Genomic DNA, 18,304 nt, shown 5'->3' on the forward strand with positions numbered 1-18,304 from the left:
CTTTCCACATTAATTACAGTATTTAGTTTACAAAAGGGCGTACTTCAATTTGATGGGCTGTAAGTGCCTGACGAATCACCTGCGCCATTTGCACTGCGCCCAAAGTATCCCCATGCACACAAATGCTATCTGCCTGAATTGCCGTAAATTCACCCTCGATTGATTCAACTCCACCTTTTAACACCATGTCTAAAACACGTTGCGCAACAAGCTCAGCGTCATGAATCACGGCATTGGCTTGACGACGTGAAACCAGCGCCCCATTGCTGTGATAGGCTCGATCTGCGAATGCTTCTGAAACAACTCTTAAACCTTGCTCACGTGCAAACTCAATTAACGGTGAACCTGCCAATGCCACCAGAACCAGATTGGCATCATATTGTTTGATTGCATCAATCACCGCCTTGGCTTGATTTAAATTTGTGGCAATGGTGTTGTACAACGCACCATGTGGTTTGACATAGCCAACCTGAGTTCCTGCGACTTGTGCCAAGCCCTGTAATGCGGAAATTTGATAGAGCACATCAGCAAACAATTCATCATAAGATAAATCCATATTGCGACGACCAAAACCGACCAAATCTGGGTAGGACACGTGCGCACCCACACTTACATTAAGTTCAGCCGCCTGTTTTAGTGTATTGAGAATGCTAAGCGGATCACCCGCATGAAAGCCACAGGCAATGTTGGCACTACTGACAATCGGAAGAATTTGCGCGTCATTGCCCATTTTCCATGAACCATAGCTTTCACCCAAATCGCTGTTTAAATCAATCTGCATACTGCATTCCACTCGCATCTTTTCTTTTTTACAAGTCCTCACTTTAGCAATATACGCCAAACAGGCAGTTTAATAACACTGATTTTTATCATTTTTATAGTTTGAAAATATCATTGGGTTTTGAAAAATTAAGACTTAAGTCATCATTATTTTAAAACCTCTAGCCACAAAAGATAGAAGCTAGAGGATCATAGGAAACCTATTTCATCAAACGCAAATGTAGCATCCGTGTCGCAATGGTATGACGAATATGATCAGGGCGATTATGAAAATAACGCTCACTCAACCCATCACCCGATAAATCTTCCGCAACAACATAGCCCATTTTTTCAACCTCTTGGTGTAATACCTTTGGTCTAAATTGCCCTTTTAATGGCTCTTTCAAGAAACGGGTAAATTGGGAAACAAACAAGCTGCCAAAGCGCTCCACCCCATCCAATTCTCTATAATCGATGGAGTAATCTAAAACCACCTCACTATTGGCTGCCGCAATGTTGGCAATGCTCTGCAAGGTATATAGCGTGGTTTGTGGTTCAAGATAGTGGGTTGTGCCCAACCATGAGAAAAATGCAGCTTGGTCCTGTTGAAATCCGCTTCGAGCCAAGGCATCGGCAATCGACTCTTTTTCAAAATCAATTGCCACAAATTCAACATTGGTCGGGATTTCTCCAAACTCTTTTAGTTTTTTTTGTTTTGCTGCCTGAGTATCAGGGTGATCCACTTCAAAGATTTTGAGATTGGGATATTGTTGTACCTGGCGTAAGGTAAATGAATCCAGGCCTGCCCCAACCAACACATATTGCTGAATACCTTGTTGAATCGCCTGTTGCAAGGAATCTTCAGCATAGCGTGAACGCCCAACCACCTGCCCTGTCAACAATCCCAAAGTTCGGTTAAATATGGATGAGTTCATCACTTTAACTGTCAGTGGTGTCGTTAGTAATTTTTTCCAACCTGTACTGGTCAACTCAAATGCAAAAGGATCAGAAAACACTGGATTTTCAGCATTCTGAAAATGATTGGCTCGTAATGCTGCCGCAGCCTCAGCGGTTCGGCTTGATTGTCCTTCTTTCATCTTTCTTTCCTAATTTTTAGGGTCTGTTGACGTTTCAGCCATGCATTGCGTTATCAGCTAAAACGACATAAACAAGGCATGAAACGTAGGAAATGGCGATACCCTTGTCAAGTTTCATAACGCAGTTTAGGGAAGTTTTAGCCATAACCCTACGGGACAGGGACATTTTTTGCCACTATGGCGTTATGTCTTATTTATTTAGAATGACTAAATTGCATAAGCCATGCCTTGTACCGTCTAAAAAATGTCCTCTGTCGCAAGCATCTGTGAAATGTCAACAGACCCTATTTATCTTGCAAAAAATAAGCAGCAAATTCCATCCTAAGATAAAATTTACTGCCCTTTCACGATTTATCTAAAATTAGTTGGTTTTTTCAGTTTGGTATGTCACCTGATAATCATTCAAGTCCATACGTTTTAAACGTTGCTTCAACTTCTTCAATGACCACGGCCATGCAGCAAAGTTACGGCCATTGGCATCCAGATAGTAGCTCTTACATCCACCCGCATTAAATACTGTGGTTTTAAGATGTTTTTGTACCAACTCATTATGGTGCTTGATCACTTCAGGCTTGATGTTCAACTTGGCAATGCCTTGGTCTCTGATTTTCAATAAACCATCAACAATATAATCCAGTTGTGCTTCTGCCAAACCAATGAATGAGTCATAGACCAGTACGTTTGGACCTAACACTAGGAATGCATTTGGCACATTTTCAATGCTGGTACCCAAATACGCTTCTGGTGAACTGCTTTTCCAAAGGTCATTTAAAATCTCACCTTTTTCATTGGCAACACGCTTACCAATCGGCGGATGAGACACCTCAAAACCTGTACCCCAAATGATCACATCCACTTCATGACGTTCACCATTGGCAGACACCACAGTATTGCCTTCAACCTTGACCAATCCATGTGGAATGAGTTTGGTATTTGGTTGCTGCAATGCTGGATAATAATTGTTAGCGAACAATAAACGCTTACAACCAATGGTAAAGTTTGGCGTTACATTTTTACGCAATTCAGGATCTTCGATTTGGAAACGTAGAATCAGTTTAGCCAACTCACCGACTGGCTTTAACACGGCAGGATTACGTAAACCAAAGTTGATTGCATTCAATGATTGAGCAACAGTTTGGCGCCATGTTTTTTGAATCAACGGAAATTTTTCAATCAGTTTTTTGCTGATATCACCCAAATCAGTATCAGGCTTTGGTACAACCCACGGCGCAGTACGCTGGAATACATAGAGTTCTTTAGCTTTTGGCTGGATTTGTGGCACAAACTGAATGGCTGACGCACCCGTACCAATCACTGCAATACGTTTACCCGTCAAATCATAATCATGATTCCATTTTGCTGAATGGAACATTTCGCCCTTAAAGGTGTCTAAACCATCCAGTTTTGGAATCTGAGCTTCAGTGATTGGACCTGTTGCAAAAATCGCAGTACGCGACAGGAACTGCCCTTTATTGGTGTCCATCACCCATAAATTACGTTCATTGTCCCATTTAGCACCCAACAGTTCTGTACCAAACTCGATTTTTGAACTCACACCAAAATCTTCGCTGACTTCTTCTAAATAGCTTAAAATTTCAGGCTGACGAGCAAACAAGTGACTCCATTTCGCACTTGGTGCAAATGAATATGAATACAATGCTGATGGTACATCACAGCCACAACCTGGATAGGTGTTTTCACGCCATGTGCCCCCCACACGGGTTGCTTTCTCGATGATCTTGTAGTTGCTATAACCCACCTGATCAAGACGAATTGCGGTTGCAATCCCTGAAATGCCCGCACCTACGATAAAGGTATCGTAAATGTGTTGAGGTAATGCTTTTTTGTCAGCAGAATTTAATTTTTTTGCTTGAGCTGTCATTAAAATTTCCTTTCATTTATTGCACTGAAATAAGCCTATCGTTCACCTTATTTCAGTCATCAAAATCTTTTACCCGACTGGGCTTACTTCATTAATCGGTACGATGTGCCTAGGAATTTTGCATATAAATTCGGTGCAGTACGTTTCATAAACCAGAACAACTTGGCATCAATTTGCGGAATGGTATAAAGCTCACCCTTATCCAAACGGTCCAATGTCAGCTTCGCAACCTTGTCACTGGTGGTAAATGCCAGATTAGTCAAGGCATAGTCCAAAAGACCTTTATGGGGTACCTTGCCATTTTTAATGATGTTGGTTGGAACCAATGTCGGACAAAGCACATTGACCTTGATGTTCGATTTTCTCAATTCAGCCGACAGAGTCTCAGACAAGGCACGTACACCCGCTTTAGAGACGTTATAAACGGTCATCTCTGGCGCTGCGGTATACGATGCTGCTGAAGCAACATTAATGATTGCACCATGACCCAGTTTTTTGAACTTCGGTACAAAGGCACGGCAACCGTAGATCACACCCCAGAGGTTGATATCCATGCACCATTTCCAGTCTTCTGATGACATTTCATCAAACTTACCGCCCAGACCAATACCTGCATTGTTAATTACCAATGTAACAGGATTCTGCATCAACTGTTCAGCCTGTTCAGCCAATTGATTCACCTGTTCCTCTTTAGCAACATCACATTGCACTGCAAAGGCTTTAGCACCCAGTGCTTCAACCAGACCTACTGTTTCTTTTGCTGCATCCAGATTGATATCAGAGCACACCACGGTGCCACCACGTTTTGCCAATTCAAGGGCAAAACTACGACCAATCCCACTTCCTGCACCAGTGACCACAGCAAATGCTTTTTGGCTTGGTTTGGTTTTTTTACCAAATAATTTCATATTGGTTTTCCAGTCATCTCGTATATACATGGACCAGCTTATGCAGTCGCTGCACGTACAGGTGGTACAAATTCTTTCAGGAAATACGGTGTCAGTAATCCTGTTTCAGGGTTTAACAATCGCTCTTTGTAATATTCCATATACGCTGTCGTATCATGGTCATTTGGATGGAAACTTGGACGCAGATATTCCAAAATATGCATAAAACTGCTACCAAACACGCCACGCTCACTACCGAATAGCAGTCCTGTGCTTTCCACAATATCTTTCATATAGCGGGGATTCACCAGATTGCTTGGTTTACGAATAAATGGCATCAGATAACCACCGAGTGATACCCCACCTAGAATGGTCAGGCTTGCCAATAGGAAACCTGTAATTCTGAGCCAGTAATTACCTGATAACTCCAGGAATACGTCATAAGCAATATCTTTATGCTCTGACTCTTCCAGCATGTGCCACATCCACATTGCACGCTGTCTTTCATCTTGTGAACCAAGCAGATAGTCTTCATGCTGCATCATAAATTCAGCCAGCACAGCGGTGTAGTGCTCAATTCCTGCCATTAGGGACAACTGCAATGATTGCGGCAGTTTATAAATACCGTATTCAAAGACCTTATCTGCAATCGCACGAAGCAACTCCACTGGATAGCCATTTTCCTTCAAAACTTCATCATTAAACTGGTTGTGAATTTTTGAGTGAATCGCTTCCTGCCCAATCAAAGAAGTCAATCTTTGTTTTAAAATAGGATCATCAATAAAATCACGGTGATGACGTGCAGTTTCAATCACCACATCCTCACCAAAGGTTAAGAAAATAGATAATGCATGAAAATAAGACGTTGCCAGCTCTTTATTCAAAAAGAACCTTTCATCTAATTCTGTCGGATTAAACTTAAAATCAAAGTGGCGAATTGGTATAGATGGCTTATTTGCCAGCTCCTGAATAAGCCCTCTATATTTCGTACTCAGCTTATCTGAAACCTTACGTATCACTTGAGCGACCATTCTTTAAATCCTATAAAAATCAGGTAGGAAGAGAAGCCTTAAAAATCTAGGCGACTTTCTGAACCTTAGGTGTAAATTCTTTTACAAAGAATGGATGCAACGCACCGCCCTCTGACAGGAGTTTCTTCTCATAGTATTCAAAATAAGCAGAAGCATCGTGGTCATTCGGATGGAAATCGGTACGTAGATAATCAAAAATACGACCCTGGGTACTGCCAAAAACACCATCTTTTGGACCAAAGACCAACTTCACGCCACGTTTTGCATCTTTCCAAAATTTAGCTGTCAGCATTTCCTGTGGTTTACGTAAGATAGGCACCATTGTTGCTGAGAATGGAATCAGACCAAGAATAGTGAAATAGGCAAGGAAGAAACCTGCGATGCGAAGTGCGTAGTTACCATTTAGAGTTTGATAAACATCATAGGCCACATCTTTATGCTCAGACTCTTCCAGCATATGCCACATCCACAATGCACGTGTCTTAGCATCCTCGGAGAAATAGAAGTTCTGTTCATGTGCCATCATGTATTCCGCGAGCACAGCAGTAAAATGCTCAATTCCTGCCATTAATGAGAGTTTCAATGGTTGTGGGAATTTTAAGAAAATATGATCAAAGAATTTTTCGCCTAAGAAACGATAGAGTTTTACTGGATAATCCAGTTCAACAATCGCATCGTTAAATTCATTATGCAATTTTGAATGAATCGCTTCCTGACCGATCAATGAAGTCACGCGCTGTTTCAGGATTGGGTCTTTGAGTAGGTCACGGTGATGACGTGCAGTTTCAATCACCAGATCTTCACCATAGGTCAAGAATACTGAAAGTGTAGCGAAGAAAATGGTGGCGAATTGATTGTTCATATAAAATGAAAGATCAACCTGCTTGCCTTCAAACCCGATTGCCAAGTGGCGAATTGGAATACTTTTTTTACTTGCAAAATCAATTTGCTCAGTTATTGGGTTAGATTTAAACAGACTTAAACCTTTTTTTAATGTGCTGCTAATCATGGCTACACCTACCTACTTCACTTGAGCGTCATTTGCCCTTTTACATTCTTTCTCTGAATCAGGTTCATCACTTTTCGTATCTCTAAAACAATCTTTGAAGTTACGAAAAAATATTCGGGAGATATTTTTGAACCTAATTTACCACTGCAACCAATGTAAACCGATCTTATGTTCGGATTCAATTCGGGTAAATTCAGCCAATTTCAAGAAAATATTGAGTTTAAAAATTAGTGTATTTACTCTACTTTCTAATAATTTCACTTATTCACAAATATAAAATTAAACAATTAAAATCAATTATATAATTTAATTTAAACAATATTAATTAAAATAGAATAGGTCTGACAGACGATTTTTTGATTACATTTATTACAGTTTAAAACTGGATATTAAAAACAGTGTAATTTTATTTGTTCGGATTACAGGCATAAGACTTTTATAGGATGCTGCCCCATGTTAATCTGACGTTATGTTCGGATTTTTTAAATAACCTGTCATGGCTACCCGTAAACCCCGTCAAACTCGATCCAAAGTCACTGTAGACACCATTATTGAAGCTGGTTTTATTGCTGTCGCCAGCAATGGCACCAGTGGCACCACCACCCGCCATATTGCTGATATTGCAGGTGTGAGCGTGGGTTCCTTATACGAATATTTTAAAAATAAAGAAGAAATCTACGATGCCATGGCCAAGTCCTTTGTCAAGGAAGTATTGGATATGGTGAAAGAGCTGACCCCGATCATTGTGGAAATGGAGTTGGAACCTCTGTTTGAAATGATTTTCTATACGTTCCGTGACTTGCTGACCCGTGACAATGACCGTTACCTGATCTGTCTCCGATATGCCACTGAGCTCAAGTACGAGCGCTACATTGGACAGATTGAAATGGCGCTGATGGAAGTGCTGATGAAATATATGATGCGCCATCCAAAATACTTAAAGGTCAACAACCTCAGCGTTACCGCCTATATCAGTATTAACAGCAGTATCTTTAATGTGGCACGTCACCTGATCCTACCCAATCCACAAATCAGCTTTGATGAGATGGTCAGAGGCCTAAGTACCATGATTATCAGCTATATTGATGCGGAACTGGCTAAGGCTGAAAGCTAGAAGCCAGCTTTCACTGACTTCAACACGCTTAAAATGGTCTTGAACCTGCCAGACTGACACGTTTCAGCAAACGGCGTTGTTCGGCAGGAAAGGCGGTACGGGAGTGCAACGTCAACTGGTTGTCCCAATAGACAATATCGCCAATTTCCCACTGGTGTTCATAGCGGTATTTGGGTTGCACGATATGCGCCCTTAAACGCTCAATCAGGGCTGAACCTTTCTGGTCGTCATAGCCAACTACCTCCACTTCAGTCTGCGCATCCAGATAAATACCGCGTCTCCCACTTTCAGAATGGGTACGCACCAATGGGTGTGGAAACGCCGCACCTAAAATCGGTTGATCTGAAAAACGGTATTTGGGAATTGGGCTTTTATCCTTTAAACGCAAGAATGGGTTATAGGTAATCAGTTGCAGGCCCTCGATTTCATCCTTGGTTGCCTGATCCAGGTCTTCATAGGCCTGTACCGTGTTGTACCAACTGGTTGCACCACCATCTTTGGGTAACTCAATGGCATACAGCAAAGAACCGCTGGATGGCTGTGGGGTCCAGTGATGGTCGCTATGTGGGGTTAGTTCGCCATGCCCTGTATAGTCACCCTCACCCACCGCATTGGAGACAGGCACAATGTCAGGCGGTGCATTGGTATCATTGCGTGTCGCCAAAACAGGCACATCAATCGGTGGACGGAAAATCCCGCCAAAATAACTGGCAAATGCAAGCAGGTCATTGTCCTCCAGTTGCTGTGCCTTAAACACCAAGATCAAATGCTCATGCAATGCCTTTTTTAGCTTAAGAATGACTTCGGCACTCTGCGGCTTTCCTGCGTCCAGTCCTGTCACAATCGCACCCAGGGCACCATTGATGGGAGTAATCTGTACAGTATCTAAAGTATGCTTGTGATATTCATGCCAGCGTGGTGCATTTTCAATTGCCGCTGAAAGTTGTGTAAGTGCAGTCATTTTATTTTCCAGTCAACTCATTTTATTAAAAAACTTAATTTTAATTAATTAAGGTTAGGCCACCATTTAAGTGATGCTTTAAAATATATTTAATTTATGCAATTTAAGAACCAATATTTTTTTATTAATTTAGTCTTTTTTATGATTATAAAAAGTTTGCCTAGTATTACCAGGCAAACTGAAATTGATTAAAATCTTTGGTCGGTGCAACCAGTAAATGATCTTCAATATTATGGCTAAAATCAGTCAGAATATCATTGCGAATAGCTGCAAGACGAACATCTTCACGTACACGTGGGTGGGCCAAACTGACAGGCACGATTCGCTTGATACGTCCTGGATTCGGTTGCATCACCACCACACGATCACCCAAGAAAACTGCTTCCTCAACATCATGGGTCACGATAATCATGGTGATTTTTTCAGTTTGCCAAATCCGTTGTAGCTCCTTTTGCAGGTTGGCACGCGTTAGTGCATCGAGCGCGCCAAACGGTTCATCCAGCAGCAGGATTTTCGGTCGGTTGATCAGGCTTCTGGCAATGGCGACACGTTGGCTCATCCCACCTGAAAGCTGTGCTGGATAAGCCTCCTTGAACTTACTTAATCCCACCAGCTCAATGTGTTCATCAATAAGTTGATTCTGTTCTTCTATAGACAATTTACTATTCAATAAAGCAACGCGAATATTGTCCTGAACATTTAACCAAGGAAATAATCGGTGGTCCTGAAACACAATACCACGTTCCAGACTTGTCCCCTCAATCGGCTGACCATCCACCAAAATCTTGCCTTCAAACTGGCTGTCCAATCCAACCAGCAGGCGCAGTAAGGTGGATTTTCCACAGCCACTGCTCCCAACAATACTGACAAATTCACCCGCCTTAATATCCAAAGAGATATCATCCAGAACCTTGAGTTCATGGCTCTGATGATGACCATAAGATTTATTCAGGTGATTAATTTTTACTGATCCGACATTTATTGATGTCATTTTTAGCCCCCAGATACAGAAAGCCTAAATATAACAAGGAATCTCCCTATTATATTTAGTACCTATATTTTCTATAGTTTTGCCAAAGCAACTTCTGTTGACTTGATTAATACAATCACTTCACTACCCAATTCAAGATTCAGGTTTTTTACTGAGCGTGTGGTAATCACCGAAGTAAAAACACCTGCGGGTGTTTCCACATCCACTTCAGAAACCACACTACCCTCGATAATTTCCTTGACCACACCACGAAACTGATTACGTACATTAATTTGAGGAATACTCATATTTCACCACTTAGCATTTGTTTATTCAATCTAGTCTTGTCATATTAGGCAATGAGAAAATATTTTGAACTATTATTTTTCGATATTTTTTGATTAAAAAACTATATTTATTTTCTATCAATGATTATATATTTTTAAGCAAAGAAAATTGGGGTAAATAAAAAGGTGACTGTATGTCACCTCACTATTTATAAGCATTAATTCAATAACTCTTCCAGCATGATATTCACGACTTTATCATTTCCCACCAATCCATATTTCACCAGTCTCGCCCGTACAATATTACGGCTAATCCCCAAAAGTTTTGCGGTTTGCACCTGATTACGATGGCAGTATTCATAGGCAATCCGAATGCTGGCTTCCTCAATCAGGCGATCCAGATTTTCATTTTTCAAGGCATGTGACGATTCAAAGAGATTGAGTAAAGCATGCTGCAACATTTGTTTGGGCAGTAAATCTGTCCGTGGAATGGTCTGGGTGCTTTTCTCCAAATCTGAAATTTGCCGTAAATTCAGGCTACTGGATAGAGAGGCAAAACAAAAGTCGGTGGGCTGAATCTGGTGATTCTTGCACACCAGCAAGGCATGGTGAATCGCATTTTCCAGCTCACGGATATTGCCTGGATAACCATAGGTCAATAGTTTCTGTACCGCACTTGGGCTTAGGCTTGCCAATGGATAGCCCAGACGTTTGCAGTATTGGGCAATGAAGAAATTGGCGAGAGGTAAAATGTCCCCTGGACGTTCCGCCAAAGGTGCTACCTTAAGCAATGCCACATTCAGGCGATAAAATAAATCCTCTCTAAATTTACCCGCTTGTACAGCTTCATCCAGATGGACATTGGTCGCTGCAATGACACGGACATTGAGTTTAATTGGCTTTAATGACCCCACTCGTACAATTTCACGCTCTTGCAATACTCGTAAAAGCTTGACCTGCATTGCTGGAGACAGGTCACCAACCTCATCCAGAAACAGGGTGCCATGATTGGCAGCTTCAAACCATCCCGCCTTACTGTTGATTGCCCCTGTAAACGCTCCTTTTTCATGTCCAAACAGTTCGCTTTCAGCCAGTGATTCTGTAAATGCGCCACAATTTACCGCCACAAAAGGACCTTGAGCACGCTGACTCATCATATGCACCTGACGCGCGACCAGTTCTTTGCCTGTTCCCGTGTTTCCAATAATCAGGACACTCGCCTCACTTGGCGCAATTTGTCCAATGCGGTCTAGCAATTCCCTTGATTTTTGATCTTCAAAAACCATTGCTGTGGCACGTTCAGTACGAGTCAAGGTATGACTTTGTGGATAAGTAATGAATGACATGCATTTACTCCCCTATTTTGCTGAATGAGGAGTTATCTTGCATGACTATGGGTTTAAATAGAAATCAATAATTCACCTTTGTTATTTCCATTTATTAAAATAGAAACAAACAGCAGTTAATTAAACTAAAAATCAGTTTTAATTCAGGCTATATTCATTATGTTGATTGCTATATATCTTTTTATAATCAATCTGGTTTGGTTTTAGCTGCCCCTCAGCAATCAGATTATCCACCCATATTTTAAAGTCATGCTGTTCAAATTTCCCACCCTCACTTGGTATTCCCCAATTGGTCCAGTATTTTAACATGGTATTATTTTCTGGACGTTTACGTTTCTCCAAAATATGTTCAAAGCGTGCGATCACTTCATCCCGACTACTTTGTCTAGACCATTCAATGGCTTTGGCAATGCCTGTCACCACTTTGCGGGTGGTGTTTGGATGTTGTGCAATATAGCGATTGGCCATGACATAAGTTCCTGTGGTCAGGTCTCCGACCAGATCATAGTCCCGATAAAGACGACGAACCCCACCACGTTCTATTGACGGGCCTGTCAAGGGGGCCAGATCAACATGCTTATTGCGTAATGCCTGCTCTGAAGAACCAGGTGGCAATACCACCAGTGTGACCTGATTGATTTCTTCGGGTGTCAGTCCTCCTTTTTTCAGGTAGGTTTTCAGCATATATTCAACCTGTGCCCCTAAAATATTGGTACCCACTTTCTTGCCAATTAAGTCGCGGGCGGAATGAATCGGGCTATTTTCCAATACATAGTAACCCGCAAATGGATCATCAAATGTGCCATAGGCCGCGATGACCACGGTTCCTGGCACACCACTCGCCACCATCTTAACGGCTGATCCTGCAAAACTTGGACTGCTAATATCACTATCACCTGACAGGGCGGACTGGATACCTTGCGGACCACCTGTAGATACGCCCTGATAATTCAGCTTGATTGGGGCGAGATAACCCAAATCCTCCGCCAGCTCCAACGGCGTGACGATCCCTGGTGAACCCAGATATTTAAACTCCAAAGATTCCAGTCCATCTGATGTCAACTGTTTTGACTCTGGCTTTGTACATCCCAGCAAAACAACCGACATGGCAATGATGCTGCTCCAGTGAAATAAATGTTTGTTCCAGTAAGGCTTTTGCATCGAGATATACTCCTGACTATCGTTCAGTTTTCCAGGCAGTTAAACGTTTTTCGATAAACAAAAGACTGTAGTTAAACAGCAAACCAACTGTCGTAATGCTGATGATGCCAAAGAACATTTCTGGAATCTGGAAGTTATACTGCGCATAGTTGATCAGATAACCCAGCCCTGCTTTTGCACCGACCATTTCAGCCGCAATCAGCATCAACACTGAAAATGAACCAGCCAAACGCACCCCAACAAAAATCGTAGGAATCGCTGCGGGTAAAATGACTTTACGGAATAACTGAATTGGGCTGAGTCCCATGGTCCGTGCCGATTTAATCAATAATGGATCGACATTGCGCACGCCACTGATGGTATTCAGCAAGATTGGCCATGTGCAGGCATAGGTCACCAACGCAATTTTGGAACTTTCACCAATTCCCAAAAATAGAATAAATACAGGTAATAAAGCTAAAGCTGCGGTATTTCGAAACACTTCCAATAAAGGACTTAAAAATTCTGAAAAACGGCTATACCAGCCAATGGCCAAGCCCAAAGGAATTGCAATGAGTATTGATAGAATAAAACCACTGAATGAACGAACCAGACTGGCTTGCAGGTGCGTCAGCAACTGACCATTTTGAATCAGGTTCCAGCCACTCACCAATACCGTGGAAAATGGTGGCAAAAATGCTGGATCGACCAAACCAATACGCGGCGCAATTTCCCAAATGGCGATAAATAATAAAATGGCAGCCGAATGTTTAAAGCTGCTGGAAAGCCAGCTTAAATTGAGATCAGTCAAAAAGGAACTCACCTTTTGCGTGGAATGAACAGCACTGGGCTGGATTGTTTTTGGAAATGTTAGGGTATCTTTTGAACTCGACATAATGACCTCTGATTCTTTCTAATATTGATGATCGTTTGTTTAAGCAACCAGTTGCTTTTGTTTTTCCTGCTCCTGCGCTTTCAGCACTTCTTCACGCAACAGGCTCCAGATCTGGTGGCGTAGCTGGCTAAACTCAGGGCTGGAACGAACATCCTCCTGGTCGCTTCTTAACTCGGCAGGAACTTCTATCACCTGCTTAATTCGGCCTGGGCGTGAGGTCATAATGGCAATGCGCTGTCCCAGATAAATCGCCTCATCAATACTGTGGGTAATAAAGATGATGGTCTTCTGCGTCTGCTGCCAAATCTTGACCAGTTCAGCCTGTAGGGTTTCACGGGTCTGTGCGTCCAAGGCGGCAAAAGGTTCATCCATCAGTAGAATATCGGGGTCATAAGCCAGACTTCTGGCAATCGCCACACGTTGTTTCATCCCACCTGAAAGTTCATTCGGATAATGATGTTCAAATTCAGACAACCCGACCAGATTTAGAAAATATCGAGCTGTTTGATAGCGTTCATCTTTGCCTACACCTTTGGCATCCAGACCAAACTCAATATTTTCCAGTGCAGTGAGCCAGGGAAACAAGGCGTATTGCTGAAAGACAATACCGCGGTCCAAACCTGGCTTTTTAATTGGCTGCCCATCAATGGTAATTTGTCCTGAAGTCGGTGTGGTCAAGCCTGCCAGTAAATCCAGCAAGGTCGATTTACCGCAACCACTTGGCCCAACGATTGCCACAAACTCACCCGCTTTGACATCCAGAGATAAATTTTCAACTGCAACGAAATCTTCAGTCTGAATTTTTGCACCCTTGATTTTTTTTGCTGCAAAGGATTTATATACATTTTCAATTTTTAATTTAGTCGTCATTCGAATCTTCCTTTCAGTTTTGCTGATTTGTTGCTGCATGATTTTCATTTGCATAAGGATTGAATTGATTGGTAAATAAGCTGTCAGCATTGATCTGGTTTGGCTTGAGCTGACCTTGCTTTACAAACAAATCGATCCAGCGTTGATATTGTGCTGCATTTAATAAGCCACCCTGACTCACCACGCCATAGCTATGCCAGTACTGCATCAGTACATCGCTTTCATTACGCTTTCTTTTTTCGATGATGCTTTTAAAACGTGCCAACACCTGTTCACGCGGAGTCTGCTTACTCCACTCGATGGCTTTGGCAACACCTGTCACATACTGCTTCACCACTTCGGGATGCTGCTGAATAAATTTTTCAGTAAAGACATAACTGCCAGCGGTGAAGCTGCCATATAAATCTGTATCTGAAACCAGTTTTCTTAAACCGCCACGTTCCAGAGCCTTATCCTGAAAAATCGAAACCAGAGCGGCGGCATCAATCTGCCCCGCACGCAACGCCTGTTCGGTATTGGCAGGTGGCAACACGACAAACTCAACCTGCTTGATTTCATCGTCGCTCAGGCCCTGACGTGCCAGATAATCTTTGAGCACAAACTCGTAATGTGCGCCCAAGGTATTCACCGCAACCTTTTTACCAATCAGATCACGGGCTGAACGAATTGGGCTATTGTCCTGAACGTAATATCCCACCCAGCTTTTATCATCACTACCATACGAGGCCACAACAGCCTTGATTTTAATGCCTGCGGCAGCCAGCTTAATGATGGCACCATCAAAAGCGGTGGCAACATCGACATCGCCTGTACTCAGCGCCTGTAAATCCTGTGGGCCGCCCTGAACGCTACCGACATATTTAAGTTTCAGGTCGCCTAAATAGCCCAAATCCTCGGCAAGTTCTGGTAAAGACACTACACCTGTTAATGACTGATAACGTAATTCATGCACTGCATTGGATTGAGTTTCTGAGTTTTTACTACATGCCAATAAAGTAACCGTGATCAGACCGAATAAACCCAACTGAGCTGCCTGTTTAAAATGACGGCGAAACGGCTGCCAGAAATTTTGTAATTTTTTCATCTTTATATCATCCTCAACGTCGCCAAACCAAAATGCGGCGTTCAGCCCAATTGGCTAAGCTGTTCCACGTCACACCAATAAAGCCAATCACGATTAAGCCAAATACAATCAGTCCAACATCCAAGGCGGCACGGCCACGAATCACGATATTGCCCAGTCCCACTCCATAATTCGCCAATAGAAACTCTGCGCCAATGGTGGCAACCCAGGCAAAAATCAGCCCAAGCTGTAGACCCAGGAAAATTTGCGGTGCTGCCGCAGGCAGAATCAACTTGCTCAAGGTTTGCCAGGCATTAAATTGATAGACTTTTGCGACTTCATATTGGTTCAATGGAATACGGCGTACCCCATCAATGGTGTGCAGCGCCACTGGGTAAAACACCGAGAGCACGATAAACAGGATTTTTGCGCTGTTGCCATAGTCTAAAAAGGTGGTAATCAACGGCAACCATGCAAATAAGGAGATTTGACGCAGCACATTAAAGCTTGGCAAAAATAAATAATTCGCCCAGCGTGACACGCCCACCACAATCCCGAAAATAATGGCAAGAACACTGCCAATCACAAATCCAGTCAGGTTACGGAATAGGCTTGCACCTAGACCTTGCCAGAACTCTTGCTGTTGAAATTGTTGAATTGCTATTTTGACCACTTCAATCGGCGCTGGAATCAACTTTGGATTGACCCAGTTAAATTTCGAGGCCAGCGTCCATAAAACAATGAAGCCAATCGGCAATACCAAGCCATAAAACTGCACATGACTCAGCTCAATTTTTTTAACGTGTTTGGTTAAATCTGTAGTAATCGACATATTCTGCTCCCCCTAAAATGCACTGCGTTGCCATTGGCTAAAGAAACGCTCAACCCAGCCCAAAATGTAGTCCAGCACAAAACCCACGATGCCAATCACAATTACCGCCATAAAAATAATATCGGGTTGAATCAACTGACGGCCCCAGACAATCAGGTAGCCAATACCCTCGCTACTTGCCAGAAGTTCGACAAAAACCAGCGATAGCCACGCCTGCATAATGCCCTGACGCAGTCCACTGACAATATTCGGCAAGGCTGAGGGTAAAATCACCCTTCTAAAAGTCTGCCAAGGACTAAAGGCATAGACACGCGACACTTCAAGTAAATGTGCTGGAACACTCAGCACGCTTCGATAGGTTGCCACCAACACAGGAACAAAAACGGCAAGTGAGATTGCGGCAATCTTTAAACCCTCATCAATGCCCAAAAAGATCATGAGCAATGGAATCCAGCCAATCACAGGGAACTGGGCAATGAGGTTAAAGGTGGGATAAATAAATTTATGCGCCACACGGGACAGACCAATGACAAAACCCAGTAGCAGGCCAATGCTGCCACCAGCCAACACACTCCATCCGACACGCTTTAAACTGATCAATAAGTTATCCTGCAACTCATGGGTATCAATCAGTTCCAGTGTGGTTTGCCAAACCAGTGCTGGGCTAGGCAAAATCTGTTCAGGCAGCCACTGTTTCTGGAACGCATGCTGCCAAACAGCCAGGACAACCGCAGGTAAAACCAGCGCCAATACAAAACGTGCAATCCATGCTCCCGTTTGCCTGAGATAAGGGCTTAAACTTGTCCATTGCCACGTCTGTTCATTTTCTAGTTGAGTTTCTATGGTGCTCATTTTATTGACCCTCTATTTCTGAATATATTTCAATCTCTGATGCAGATGCGGTAAAAATCTGGGTAAGCTGCTGGGCAAAGCCAATCAATCCAGCAAACAAGACCGCCGAGATCAGGAACATGGACTGTAAGCCCCAGTAATGACCCAGCCAGCCTCCGACGATACTGCCGAGCAAGCCACCTGCTGGACCCGCCATTGCGCTCAGACCCGACACTTTCGCCATGCCCAGACGCTCACCGACATTGGCAAACATGGTGAAATTCACAATATGCAGCATGGCAAGACCCAAACCCAAAACCACCGAACCGCCCCAAAGCAAAGCGGGTACTTTTGGCGTTCCCAAGGCAACCGAGGCAATCGCAATCAGGGCAAAACCGACCTGATAAAAACGCTTGATACCCCAGCGTGCCAACAAAACCCCTGTGCTGAACAATGCGGCAACAAAAACCGCCCCCTGTAATGTCACCAAGCTTGCCGCAATGGTTTCGCTAAAACCAAAATCCTTAATCGCAATCACAATGATGAAGAAACCGTAGTATGCCATCACCGCATTGCTGACCAATTCAATTAAGCTAGTACGGCGTAAGGTCTGGTCATGCTTTAACAGGGTCAACTGCCTGGCAATTACGCTTAGGCTAAACACTTCATGCAACTGGGGTTGCACCTGTGCTGATCCACCCAAGGCAAATGCCAGGGGAGCAAACAAGGCTGGAAGCAAAAACAGTCCCGCAATCCACCAGTACGCACCAGAAAAACCTGAACCATTGACCAGACTCACCGCCAATAATGGACCAACCAGAAAGAAACCCATCATGTGCGTTCCCCGAAACCAGCCTGCCTTTGCTGCACCAATACTTTTTAAATGCTGCATATAGACCGTGTTCAGGGAAACAAAACGCATCGGCATGCACAGACCAACTAAAAACGTGCATAAAATCAGGTACCAGACTGTTGGATAAAATGGCACGGTGAGATAGACCAATGCAGCAAGGAAGCTTCCAATCACAAACATTTTCTTCGGGCCATATCGCTGTACTAAAATCCCGATGGGCAGTCCAAGAAATAAAATACCCAGACTCTGCACCGCTGCCACCAGTCCCATTTCAAACTCGGTTGCCTGTAACTGCACCGCATATAAAGAGGTGACAATTTTAGCGATACCGATTCCCAATCCTGCACATAGCGCCAAGGCAATAAAGCCAAACACAAAGCGAAACTGGCCTAGCCCTGCTTGGGCAACTGACTGCTCAGCCATGTACACGTCCTTAAAAATGAATGAAAGCCACACATCAATCGGCCAGCTAAAGAC

At 43.1% G+C, this 18,304-nt stretch carries 18 protein-coding genes; 1 reads left to right on the forward strand and 17 read right to left on the reverse strand.

All coding sequences use genetic code 11. The features are described 5' to 3' along the window. Window positions 1-22: 22 nt before the first annotated feature. From N5J47_RS01280 to N5J47_RS01305, 6 genes are all read right to left on the reverse strand, one after another. On the reverse strand, window positions 23-781 hold the full coding sequence (locus N5J47_RS01280) for a LamB/YcsF family protein (RefSeq protein ID WP_279958939.1): 759 nt from the start codon (window positions 779-781) through the stop codon (window positions 23-25). A gap of 199 nt (window positions 782-980) precedes the next feature. Continuing rightward, window positions 981-1,856, reverse strand: a complete 876-nt coding sequence (locus N5J47_RS01285) for a class I SAM-dependent methyltransferase (protein ID WP_279958940.1) — start codon at window positions 1,854-1,856, stop codon at window positions 981-983. 361 nt (window positions 1,857-2,217) lie between these two features. Continuing rightward, window positions 2,218-3,738, reverse strand: a complete 1,521-nt coding sequence (locus N5J47_RS01290) for an NAD(P)/FAD-dependent oxidoreductase (RefSeq protein ID WP_267979862.1) — start codon at window positions 3,736-3,738, stop codon at window positions 2,218-2,220. Window positions 3,739-3,821: 83 nt separating this feature from the next. Next, entirely contained in the window at window positions 3,822-4,646 is an 825-nt protein-coding gene (locus tag N5J47_RS01295; protein ID WP_279958941.1) for an SDR family NAD(P)-dependent oxidoreductase, read from the reverse strand. Window positions 4,647-4,684: 38 nt separating this feature from the next. Continuing rightward, window positions 4,685-5,656: a metal-dependent hydrolase gene (locus tag N5J47_RS01300; protein ID WP_267979864.1), complete on the reverse strand. Its 972-nt coding sequence runs from the start codon at window positions 5,654-5,656 to the stop codon at window positions 4,685-4,687. A gap of 46 nt (window positions 5,657-5,702) precedes the next feature. Then, entirely contained in the window at window positions 5,703-6,665 is a 963-nt protein-coding gene (locus N5J47_RS01305) for a metal-dependent hydrolase (protein WP_279958942.1), read from the reverse strand. Window positions 6,666-7,161: 496 nt separating this feature from the next. On the opposite strand from N5J47_RS01305, the gene N5J47_RS01310 reads away from it, so the two are divergent. After that, on the forward strand, window positions 7,162-7,779 hold the full coding sequence (locus N5J47_RS01310) for a TetR/AcrR family transcriptional regulator (protein ID WP_267979867.1): 618 nt from the start codon (window positions 7,162-7,164) through the stop codon (window positions 7,777-7,779). A gap of 28 nt (window positions 7,780-7,807) precedes the next feature. Here N5J47_RS01310 and N5J47_RS01315 read toward each other — a convergent pair whose 3' ends face one another. The 11 genes from N5J47_RS01315 to N5J47_RS01365 all read right to left on the reverse strand — a co-directional run bounded on the left by N5J47_RS01315 (window position 7,808) and on the right by N5J47_RS01365 (window position 18,250). Then, entirely contained in the window at window positions 7,808-8,740 is a 933-nt protein-coding gene (locus N5J47_RS01315; RefSeq protein ID WP_279958943.1) for a TauD/TfdA family dioxygenase, read from the reverse strand. A gap of 166 nt (window positions 8,741-8,906) precedes the next feature. Then, window positions 8,907-9,731 (reverse strand): ABC transporter ATP-binding protein, encoded by an 825-nt coding sequence (locus tag N5J47_RS01320; protein WP_279958944.1) that lies wholly within the window; start codon window positions 9,729-9,731, stop codon window positions 8,907-8,909. Window positions 9,732-9,802: 71 nt separating this feature from the next. Then, window positions 9,803-10,018, reverse strand: coding sequence for a TOBE domain-containing protein (locus tag N5J47_RS01325; RefSeq protein ID WP_004654121.1), 216 nt, complete (start codon window positions 10,016-10,018; stop codon window positions 9,803-9,805). 197 nt (window positions 10,019-10,215) lie between these two features. After that, window positions 10,216-11,343 carry a sigma-54 dependent transcriptional regulator gene (locus N5J47_RS01330; protein WP_279958945.1) on the reverse strand — a complete coding sequence of 376 codons (1,128 nt, stop codon included), beginning with the start codon at window positions 11,341-11,343 and terminating at the stop codon, window positions 10,216-10,218. A 138-nt stretch (window positions 11,344-11,481) separates the two neighbouring features. After that, window positions 11,482-12,504, reverse strand: coding sequence for an ABC transporter substrate-binding protein (locus N5J47_RS01335; protein ID WP_279958946.1), 1,023 nt, complete (start codon window positions 12,502-12,504; stop codon window positions 11,482-11,484). 16 nt (window positions 12,505-12,520) lie between these two features. Beyond that, window positions 12,521-13,378, reverse strand: coding sequence for an ABC transporter permease (locus N5J47_RS01340; RefSeq protein ID WP_279958947.1), 858 nt, complete (start codon window positions 13,376-13,378; stop codon window positions 12,521-12,523). Between the two features lie 39 nt (window positions 13,379-13,417). Further along, window positions 13,418-14,248, reverse strand: a complete 831-nt coding sequence (locus tag N5J47_RS01345) for an ABC transporter ATP-binding protein (protein WP_279958948.1) — start codon at window positions 14,246-14,248, stop codon at window positions 13,418-13,420. 13 nt (window positions 14,249-14,261) lie between these two features. Then, a complete protein-coding gene (locus N5J47_RS01350; RefSeq protein ID WP_279958949.1) occupies window positions 14,262-15,332 on the reverse strand; it encodes an ABC transporter substrate-binding protein in 1,071 nt (356 codons plus the stop codon). Window positions 15,333-15,345: 13 nt separating this feature from the next. Then, window positions 15,346-16,143, reverse strand: a complete 798-nt coding sequence (locus N5J47_RS01355; RefSeq protein ID WP_279958950.1) for an ABC transporter permease — start codon at window positions 16,141-16,143, stop codon at window positions 15,346-15,348. A gap of 12 nt (window positions 16,144-16,155) precedes the next feature. Beyond that, a complete protein-coding gene (locus N5J47_RS01360) occupies window positions 16,156-16,995 on the reverse strand; it encodes an ABC transporter permease (RefSeq protein ID WP_279958951.1) in 840 nt (279 codons plus the stop codon). 1 nt (window position 16,996) lies between these two features. After that, on the reverse strand, window positions 16,997-18,250 hold the full coding sequence (locus N5J47_RS01365) for an MFS transporter (RefSeq protein WP_347815008.1): 1,254 nt from the start codon (window positions 18,248-18,250) through the stop codon (window positions 16,997-16,999). Window positions 18,251-18,304: the final 54 nt, after the last annotated feature.

This window comes from Acinetobacter sp. GD03645 (assembly GCF_029845285.1).
Classification (GTDB): domain Bacteria; phylum Pseudomonadota; class Gammaproteobacteria; order Pseudomonadales; family Moraxellaceae; genus Acinetobacter; species Acinetobacter corruptisaponis.